Source organism: uncultured Rothia sp., from assembly GCF_937976295.1.
Classification (GTDB): Bacteria; Actinomycetota; Actinomycetes; order Actinomycetales; family Micrococcaceae; genus Rothia.
The window spans coordinates 1-9547 of record NZ_CALJRY010000171.1; the positions used below are offsets into that span (position 1 = coordinate 1).

Here is a 9547-nt window from a genome sequence, read left to right on the forward strand (position 1 = left end):
TCCGATCTCCCGAAGGCAGAAAAGTACCTCGAGCGTCGTCCTTACGGCCCCGGCCAGCACGGCCGTGCCCGCAAGAAGGCTGACTCCAACTACGCTACCCAGCTGAAGGAAAAGCAGCGTCTGCGCGCTCAGTACAACATCCGCGAGGCACAGATGCGCCGCGCATACCTCGAGGCAAAGCGTATTGAGGGCCAGACCGGTAAGAACATGGTCGAGCTGCTCGAGACCCGCCTCGACGCTCTGGTTCTGCGTGCAGGCTTCGCCCGCACCATTGCACAGGCACGTCAGATGGTTGTTCACCGTCACATCATGGTTGACGGCGTTCGCGTGGACCGCCCCTCGTTCCACGTCAAGCCCGGCCAGCTGATCCACGTTCACCCCAAGGCTGAGAAGACCACCCCCTTCCAGGCTGCGGCTGCAGGTGAGAACCAGGCAGTTCTGCCCGAGGTTCCCGCATACCTGAACGTTGAGATCGAGAAGCTGCACGCAAAGCTTGAGCGTAAGCCCAAGCGCGAAGAGATCCCCGTGATCTGCGACGAGCAGCAGGTCGTTGAGTACTACTCGCGTCTGGCGTAATCTCGATTTTTCGAGAAGCAACCCGTCCTGCACCGTTCGGTGGGGGGCGGGTTGTTCCCGTTTAACGCGCGGGTTTTGGGGGTATATACACCAGAAGGTAGTGGCGTCGCTGAACCTGTGAATCTTCCGTCGCTGGGAGTTTCATGAGAGTTTAGGGGGCGCTTGAAGGATTTTTCGACTAAAATAAGGGATTGAACTGTGTATACAGTCCTGAACTGTACGCAGAATCCGGCTGCGTGCCACGGTGGCACGCGGTCCTGTACGACTATTGATAAGCATCATGCATTGAGCGGAATGGGGTTATAGATGACCGGCGGAGATATTGCGGGCCTGATTGCAGCAGGAGTTTTTGCGATTCTGGTGGCTCTTCTTGCGCTACCCATTATTCGCCTGACTAAGGTGTTTGATGAGCTTATCGTGACGATTCGTTCGCTGAACCAGAGCACCGGCCCCCTCATTGAAGAGGTGACCCGCACTGTGGTGACCACCAATGAGCAGCTGGAGAAGGTTGACGACATCACCTCGAACGTTTCGGATGCGTCCGCGAACGTTTCTGCGCTGTCCTCGCTGGTCACTTCGACTGTGGGTCAGCCGCTGATTAAGGTTGCGTCCTTCTCGTACGGCGTGCGTCAGGCGTTCCGCGGCGGTAAGTCCGGCGATGCACACGGCACCAGCAACACCCACGCTGGCGGTCAGTCCGGTTCAGCTCAGTACGGTTCGGCACAGTCCTCTTACTCTGCAGGCGGTGAGAACTAATGGGTCTGCTTCGTTCAGCTCTTCTGCTCGGTGCCGGCGCGGCGGTTGGTTATTTCGCGTCCAGGCGTGCCGCCTCCGAACCTGCTCAGCGTACCCCCGGCAGCGCCCTGCTCAAGCGTGAGCACGGTGAGCTTGCCCTCAACCCGGAGTCTCAGATGGGAAAGTTCTTCGATTCGCCGATTGGCAAGCCCCTGCAGCCGTATGCGTTGCGTGCTGTTGAGTTCGCCGCCCGCGTGCGTGAGGGCATGCAGGAGAAGGAGATGGAGCTCAACGCTAAGGTGGAGCGCCAGAAGCAGGATTTGCGTCCTGGCTCCCTGGATACGTGGGACCGCCAGATGAGCGCCGCTGAGGTTGAATCCACGAACCGCCGCCTGGCTGAGCGTGAACTCATTGAGGTGGAGGCTGAGATTGCCTCCTTGGAAGAGGCTCAGAAGCGAGCGCGTGAGCAGCGTATTGCGCGTGACCGTCAGCTCGGTGACGACTTCTTCAACTAGGTTTTAAAAAGTGGTGTCTTCGCCCGTAGATCACGGTACGAGGGTGGCTCAATTAGCCATTTTGCTCTCGGGCAGGCACCATAGGTCAGTAGACTAATTTAGAATTTCGCACAGATTACTCTAAGGAACGAGATGCTCTCACAGGAGATTTCCAAGCGCTGGATCGATTTCTTCGCTTCCCGCGGCCATACTGTGGTGCCTTCGGCATCGCTGATTTCGAACGAGCCCGGCGCTATGTTCACCATTGCCGGTATGGTTCCGTTCATTCCCTACTTCCTGGGCCGTGAGACCCCTCCGTTCTCCCGCGCGACCAGCGTGCAGAAGTGCATCCGCACCCTGGATATTGAAGAGGTCGGTAAGACTGCGCGTCACGGTACCTTCTTCCAGATGGCTGGTAACTTCTCCTTCGGTGATTACTTCAAGGAGAAGGCTATTCCTTTCGCTTACGAGCTGCTGACCACTTCCGTTGAGGAGGGTGGCTACGGCCTGGATCCCGAGCGTCTGTGGGTCACCATTTACGAGGGTGACGATGAGGCGTTCGAGATTTGGACTAAGACTGTTGGTTTCCCCGCTGAGCGTATTCAGCGTATGGGCATGAAGGAAAACTACTGGTCCACCGGTCAGCCCGGCCCTGCAGGCCCCGACTCGGAGATTTTCTACGACCGTGGCCCCGCCTACGGTAAGGAAGGCGGCCCGGCGGCTGACGACGACCGTTACATTGAGATTTGGAACCTCGTGTTCATGCAGTACCAGCGTGGCGAGGGTATCGGCAAGGACGACTTCGAGATTCTGGGCGAGCTGCCGAAGAAGAACATCGATACCGGCCTGGGCGTTGAGCGCCTGGCTATGCTGCTGCAGGGTGTTGAGAACTTCTACGAGACCGACCAGGTCCGCCCGGTTCTGGACGCTGCTTCTAAGCTGTCCGGTAAGAAGTACCACGGCTCCGAGTCCCCCGAGGACGAGGGCTACGAGGACGACGTGCGTATGCGCGTGGTGGCGGACCACATCCGCTCCTCGCTGATGCTGATTGCTGATGGCGTGACCCCCTCGAACGAGGGTCGCGGCTACATTCTGCGCCGTCTGATGCGCCGCGCGATTCGTGCGATGCGTCTGCTGGGCGTTACTGAGCCCTGCCTGCCCGTGCTGTTCCCGGCTTCTTGCGAGGCTATGAAGGGTGCTTTCCCGTACGTGGGTGAGGACTTCGAGCGTATTTCCCGCATTGCGTACGCTGAGGAGAAGGCGTTCCTGCACACCATTGAGACCGGTACTGAGCGTCTGGAAGAGGCTGTTGCTGCCGCTAAGAAGGACGGCTCCAACTCTGTTTCCGGTGCTGAGGCGTTTGCTCTGCACGACACCTACGGCTTCCCGATTGACCTGACCCTGGAGATGGCTGCTGAGGCTGGCGTGAAGGTTGACGAGAAGGCTTTCCGTGAGCTGATGGCTGAGCAGCGTCACCGTGCGCAGGCTGACGCTAAGGCGAAGAAGGGTGCGTTCGCTGACCTGTCTGAGCTGCGTAAGCTCGTGGATGAGCGCGGCTCCATCTTCACCGGCTACACCGAGCTGCGTACCGAGACTAAGCTGCGCGCAATCCTGGTGGATGGCGTGTCTGTTCCCGCTGCTAAGGCTGGCGACAAGATTGAGGTTGTCCTGGATGAGACTCCGTTCTACGCGGAGGCTGGTGGCCAGGCAGCTGACACCGGTGTTATTACCGGCAACGGCTTCATCATTGACGTTCAGGACGTTCAGCAGCCCGTGAAGGGTCTGAGCGTTCACCGCGCCGTTGTGCGTGAGGGCGAGGTTCACGTCGGTGCCGATGTTGTGGCACAGGTTGATGTTCAGCGCCGCCGCGACGGTGAGAAGGCACACTCCGGTACCCACATCATTCACGCTGCCCTGCACCAGGTGCTCGGCAACGAGGCTACTCAGCGTGGCTCCTTCAACAAGGAAGGCTACCTGCGTTTCGACTTCGCGTGGGGCGAGGGCCTGTCCGAGTCCGCTAAGCGTGAGGTTGAAGAGGTTGCTAACCTCGCGATCCGCGATAACCACGAGGTGATTACCCGCGAGATGCCGCTGGCTGAGGCTAAGGCTCTGGGCGCTATGAGCCTCTTCGGTGAGAAGTACGGCGACGTGGTGCGTGTTGTTGAAATCGGCGGCGAGTTCTCCCGCGAGCTGTGCGGTGGTACCCACGTTGGTTCGTCCGCTGAGATTGGTTCGCTGACCCTGCTGACTGAGAGCTCTGTTGGCTCCGGTAACCGCCGTGTTGAGGCTCTGGTGGGTCTGAACTCCTTCAACCACCTGGCTGCTGAGCGTACCCTGGTGAACCAGCTGACCGGCCTGATGAAGGTTCAGTCCTCCGCTGATCTGCCGGAGAAGATTAACCAGACTCTGGCTAAGCTGAAGGCTGCTGAGAAGGAACTGGCTCAGCTGCGCCGCGAGAAGCTGCAGGCTGAGGCTGGCAAGCTGCTGGAGAACGCACAGACCATCGGTTCTGTTCGCGTTCTGGCACATGACGCTGGCGAACTGGACGCTAACGGCGTTCGTGAGCTGGCTCTGGATCTGCGTTCTCGCTTCGGCTCCGAGGCTGCGGTTGTTGCTGTGGTGGGTGTGGCTAATGGCCGCCCCGTCATCCTGGTGGCAACCAACGAGGGTGCTCGTGAGGCTGGCGTGAAGGCTGGCGCTCTGGTCCGCGTCGCTGCCGGTGTTCTCGGCGGCGGTGGCGGCGGTAAGGACGACGTCGCTCAGGGTGGTGGCCAGGATGCATCCAAGATTGGTGCTGCACTGGACGCTGTCCGCGACGCTATCGCACAGGCTCAGGCCTAAACATGGCAGAATTCCAGCGCGGAGTGCGGATGGGTGTCGATGTGGGTAACGCCCGCGTCGGCACCGCCCTCAGCGACCCCGACGGTATCCTCGCCACCCCGCTCAAGACGCTGCGCCGCGACGCGAAGAAGAACTCTGACCGCCGTGTTTTGCGCAAGCTGATTGAGGTGAACGAGGTGGTGGAGGTGTTTGTCGGGCTTCCGAAGACCATGCGTGGTGGGGATTCTCCCTCCACGGAAATGGCTCGGGAGTACGCTCAGGCTCTGCGCTCCGAGCTGGATGCCGAAGAGAAAACACACATTAACATTTGGCTGGTGGATGAGCGACTCACCACCGTGAGCGCTCACCGTGCACTGCACGAGGCTGGGGTTTCCAGCCGAGATTTCAAGACTATGGTTGACCAGGTGGCGGCTGTGAACATTTTGCAGTACAGCCTGGATGCCCTCAAGGCGGGGCAGTCCGTAGCCGGGTACAAGGTGAGCGATCCGGCCCACGAAGAAAACCGACCGTCCGAGTCAGAAGGGACCGCGGTCGGTGCCGTCAACGAAACGGAGAACCTTCAGTGACCGAACAGAATAAACAGCCCGAAGAGAGCGGGCTCGACCTCTTTAGGCCGACGGCCGAGGACGAACGTAAGGGTATTACCGGCATTACGATGGAACAGGAAATCGTGTCGGTGGCTACGTTGCGTGCGCGTAAGCGCCGCCGCCGCGCCGTTTTGCTGAGCGCAATTTCCTTGTTTGTCGTGGCTCTGGTCATCATTTCTGGTGCCCTGATTACTCGCTACGACCCGTTCAAGACTCGCGACTACTCGGGTGGCGGTAACGGTACGACCGTGACGTTCACGATTCGTTCCGGCCAGTCCACCGCGCAGGTGGCTGAGGAGCTGGAGGCGGCGGGCGTCATTGCTGATGCTGATAAGTTCCTTGAGGTGTACACCAAGGAAAGCAAGGGTAAGTACTTGCAGCCTGGCACCTATGAACTGCAGCAGCAGATGAGTAGCTCGAGCGCCATTACCACTATTATTGATGCGAACAGCAACGTACTGTACTTGGCAATTCCGCAGGGTAAGCGTGTGAGTGAAACCGTTGAGCTGATTGTTTCTGGCTCTGATGGTGCGTTCACCCGCCAGCAGGTTGAGGACGCGATCAGCAACTACACTCAGTTCGGTGTTCCGAGCAAGTTCCCCTCGATTGAGGGTTGGTTGCACCCGGGTGAGTACCGTTTCCCGAAGGGCACCGACATCAAAACGGTGATTCAGACCATGGTTGATAGGACCAAGGACGCCCTGAAGGAAGCCGGTGTGAGCGGCGACGACCGTATTTTCGAGGTGCTGACTATTGCCTCCATCGTGGAGCTTGAGGCTCAGCCGAAGGATTACGTGACGGTTGCTGGCATCATTGAGAACCGTCTGAATAACCCCGATGGCGAGACCTCCGGTCTGATTCAGTCGGATGCGACCGTGACCTACGGTCTGGGTATCCGCTCGTATCACCTGACGGAAGAGCAGAAGGCCGATAAGAGCAATAAGTACAACACTTATGCGAATAAGGGTCTTCCTAAGGGTCCGATTGGTTCCCCGCAGCTGGCTTCGATTAAGGCTGCTGCGGCTCCCGAGAATAACCCGTACTACTACTGGGTGACCGTTAACCTGGATTCCGGTGAGACGAAGTACTCCCGCACGTATGCTGAGCACCAGCGTTATGTTGAAGAGTACAACCAGTGGTGTTCTAAGCACCCGAACCGTTGTAGCTAAGCTGCAACTGATTGGTTCAGCCGGTAGCTACGATTCGGTAGCTTTGTACTGAAGGTTCCTTGCTGAGGCGGGTACCGCCTCCACGAGAGTGGGGGAGGTGCCCGCCTTTGCTGTACCCGATTATTGGTTTGTCCCTTAAAATGGGAGAGTGCGCCTATGAACGCGGGTTCGTGGCGTGCGTGTCTGCAGGTCCCGGCGTTGAGAGCGAGAGAGTGCCGATGAAGACTGAACCGTACCGTGAGGCGCTGTACCGTGAAGCGCCGTATCTTCGCCGCGCCTACGTGCTGGGGCACCCGATTGAGCATTCTCTGTCACCGGCGCTGCATCGTGCGGCGTATGACTTTTTGGGTGAGCAGAATTTGGGGTATGATCGCCGCGATACTCTGCCTGATGATTTGCCGGCGATAATGCACGGCGTGCGCCATCCGGACGGCACGGAGGACGCCCCTTATATTGCGGGTCTGTCGGTGACGATGCCGTTGAAGACTGCGGTCATTCAGTATTGCGATGAGATCAGTGAGATGGCGCAGGTGACCGGTGCGGTGAACACGGTGTATCCGCGCGGTGAGAAGGTGCTGGGGCATAACACCGATGTAATCGGCATTGTGAACGCGTTGCGCCACGCCGGTTTGGAACCGAAACCACTCAAGGATTCTGCCGCGATTGTGGGTGGGGGAGCGACCGCTATTTCTGCCCTGGCGGCGTTGCACGCGTTGGGGTACCGCCGCGTGAGCGTGTACGCCCGTTCTTTGCATAAGCTCGGTAGCGTGCAGGAGGCGGCGGACCGCCTGGGCGTTCAGCTGGAGCAGATTTCCCTAGCTGAGTTGCCGCAGAATCTTGCTGAGCGCGGTCATCACCCGGTGATTTCCACTCTTCCTGCTCGTGCGGCGGATGAGTGGGCGAGCCAGCTGAGCGGGCTGAAGGGCGCCTCCGCAACGCACCAGCCGGTACTGCTCGATGTTGCGTATAACCCGTGGCCTTCGGCGCTGGCGAGCGCTTGGGAGGCTAACGGCGGCACGGTGGTTTCCGGTTTGGAGATGCTGCTGTATCAGGCGGTTGAGCAGGTTCTGATTTTTACTGACCGCACCCTGTCTGAGGGTGAGCTGCTGGGTTTGGTGAATGCGATGTGTGCGGCGGTTGATCTTGCGCCTCGTGCTTCCGTTTCGTGAAAAAAGCGGGCTTTCACTCGCTCAGTAAACAGGCATTTTATACACTATTTATACACGTGAAGAATTATTATTCCTTCCTCCTGCGCTGCGGTGCGGGTGCGATGAAAAGAGGTTAACCTATGGCTCTGCGTTGGCTTACTGCCGGAGAATCCCACGGCGAGGCGCTCGTCGGCATTATTGAGGGCGTGCCCGCCGGTGTGGAACTCACCAGCGATATGGTGCGTGACGCCCTGGCTCGTCGCCGCCTCGGCTACGGCCGCGGTGCCCGCATGAAGTTCGAGGAGGACCGCGTGCGCATCCTGGGCGGTGTGCGTCACGGCCTGACTCAGGGCGGCCCGGTCGCGATTGAGATTGCGAACACCGAGTGGCCCAAGTGGACTGACGTGATGAGCTCCGACCCGGTGGATCCGAAGCTGATTGAGGGTCGTGCGCGTAATGCTGCGCTGACTCGTCCGCGCCCCGGTCACGCCGATTTTACCGGCATGCAGAAGTACAACTTCTCTGAGGCTCGCCCGGTGCTGGAGCGCGCCTCCGCACGTGAGACTGCGACCCGCGTAGCTCTTGGCGTGGTTGCCGCCCAGATTTTGAAGGCTCTGGGTGTTGAGCTGGTTTCTCACACCGTGGCTGTGGGTGGCGTGCACGCTCCCGAGGGTGCCCCGGTGCCTTCGCCCCGCAATGTTGACCAGCTGGACGCTGACCCGCTGCGCTGCTTCGATAAGGCAACTTCTGAGGCGATGGTTCAGCGCGTGGACGAGGCACACAAGGACGGTGAGACCCTCGGCGGCGTGGTTGAGGTGCTTGCGTACGGTATGCCTCCCGGACTGGGTTCGTACGTGCACTGGGACCGCCGCCTGGACGCGCGCCTTGCCGCAGCGCTGATGGGTATTCAGGCTATTAAGGGCGTTGAGGTTGGCGACGGTTTCGCGACCGCTGACCGCCCGGGCACTGCCGCTCACGACGAGATTTCTATTGGTGAGCACGGCGTAACCCGCGATACCAACCGTGCCGGTGGTATTGAGGGCGGCATGAGCATTGGTGACCTGCTGCGTGTGCGCGCGGCAATGAAGCCCATTGCGACCGTGCCGAAGGCTCTGAAGACCATTGACACGTCCATCGGTGAAGAGGCTCGCGCCCACCACCAGCGTTCGGACGTGTGTGCTGTTCCCGCCGCCGGCGTGGTGGCGGAGGCGATGGTCGCCCTGGTGCTCGCTGAGGCTGCACTGGAGAAGTTTGGCGGCGACTCCATTGGTGAGACTCGCCGCAACATGGATTCCTACCTGGACGCCATTCCGGCGTCTCTGGCGTGGGAGTCTAACGTGGCTGGTTGGGACGCGTAGTGCCCCTTCCGGCGGAGTCTGAGGGCCGCGGCGTGAAGGGGCGCGGTTCCGGGGAGGTTTCTGTGGAGCAGGGCGTTCGCCCGGTCGCTTCGAGCCCCCTTGCGCGTATTGCTGCGGCAACGCAGCGTGCGCGAGGGGGCGCTTCGCCGTGCCCGGAATCCGGCGTATCAGAATCAGGCGTATCGGAACCTGGTGTATCTGCCGCGGCTCAGCAGAGCGTTGAGGTAGCGGGCGCTGAGACTGTTGAGGCCGCAGGTGCTGGGGTTTCGGGCGCTGAGGCTCGTGAGGCTGTTGTGCGTGAGGATTCTTCCCGCCCGGCCTCTCGCGTGCCCACCCCGGCTGACCTGATGCGTTCTGGCACCCGCCCCCTGCCCGCCGCTACGGCGAGCACGCAGGGTGTGCGCCTGTACGCCTCCTCGGTATCTGAGGACGCCGACCCGGCGCTCGGCCTGGACGAGGACCTGCGCCTGAAGCTGCTCAGCGCCCTGCAGGGCATGGGCACCGCCGAAGAGGAGCCCCGCAAGGAGCCCGCGAAGGCGGAGGCACCTAAGCCTGCTGCTCCCAAGCCGACCGCGCCGAAACCTGCCGCCCCTAAGCCGACTGCACCCAAGTCCGTAGCCCCTAAGATCGGAAGAGCAC

8 protein-coding genes and 1 pseudogene are annotated in these 9547 nt (G+C 60.4%); all 9 read left to right on the plus strand.

From position 1 onward, the window contains the following. Positions 1 to 576: 30S ribosomal protein S4 (rpsD, locus tag Q0216_RS04725; RefSeq protein ID WP_298593326.1), on the plus strand; the 576-nt coding region annotated here is incomplete at its 5' end. Between the two features lie 306 nt (positions 577 to 882). After that, a complete protein-coding gene (locus Q0216_RS04730; RefSeq protein ID WP_298593328.1) occupies positions 883 to 1332 on the plus strand; it encodes a DUF948 domain-containing protein in 450 nt (149 codons plus the stop codon). Next, positions 1332 to 1826, plus strand: coding sequence for a peptide chain release factor 4 (locus Q0216_RS04735; RefSeq protein WP_298593330.1), 495 nt, complete (start codon positions 1332 to 1334; stop codon positions 1824 to 1826). The genes Q0216_RS04730 and Q0216_RS04735 overlap by 1 nt, the downstream gene beginning before the upstream one ends. A gap of 132 nt (positions 1827 to 1958) precedes the next feature. Further along, positions 1959 to 4646 carry an alanine--tRNA ligase gene (gene alaS, locus Q0216_RS04740; protein ID WP_298593332.1) on the plus strand — a complete coding sequence of 896 codons (2688 nt, stop codon included), beginning with the start codon at positions 1959 to 1961 and terminating at the stop codon, positions 4644 to 4646. A 2-nt stretch (positions 4647 to 4648) separates the two neighbouring features. After that, entirely contained in the window at positions 4649 to 5212 is a 564-nt protein-coding gene (gene ruvX, locus Q0216_RS04745) for a Holliday junction resolvase RuvX (protein WP_005505922.1), read from the plus strand. After that, on the plus strand, positions 5209 to 6402 hold the full coding sequence (gene mltG, locus Q0216_RS04750; protein WP_298593334.1) for an endolytic transglycosylase MltG: 1194 nt from the start codon (positions 5209 to 5211) through the stop codon (positions 6400 to 6402). The genes ruvX and mltG overlap by 4 nt, the downstream gene beginning before the upstream one ends. A 218-nt stretch (positions 6403 to 6620) precedes the next feature. After that, a complete protein-coding gene (locus Q0216_RS04755; protein WP_298593336.1) occupies positions 6621 to 7571 on the plus strand; it encodes a shikimate dehydrogenase in 951 nt (316 codons plus the stop codon). A gap of 119 nt (positions 7572 to 7690) precedes the next feature. Further along, the gene (gene aroC / locus Q0216_RS04760; protein ID WP_298593338.1) at positions 7691 to 8908 is read left to right on the plus strand and encodes a chorismate synthase; all 1218 of its coding nucleotides are present in this window, start codon (positions 7691 to 7693) and stop codon (positions 8906 to 8908) included. Then, positions 8908 to 9547 (plus strand): annotated as a pseudogene (locus Q0216_RS04765) (shikimate kinase); the annotation flags it as partial. The gene aroC and the pseudogene Q0216_RS04765, both read left to right, overlap by 1 nt.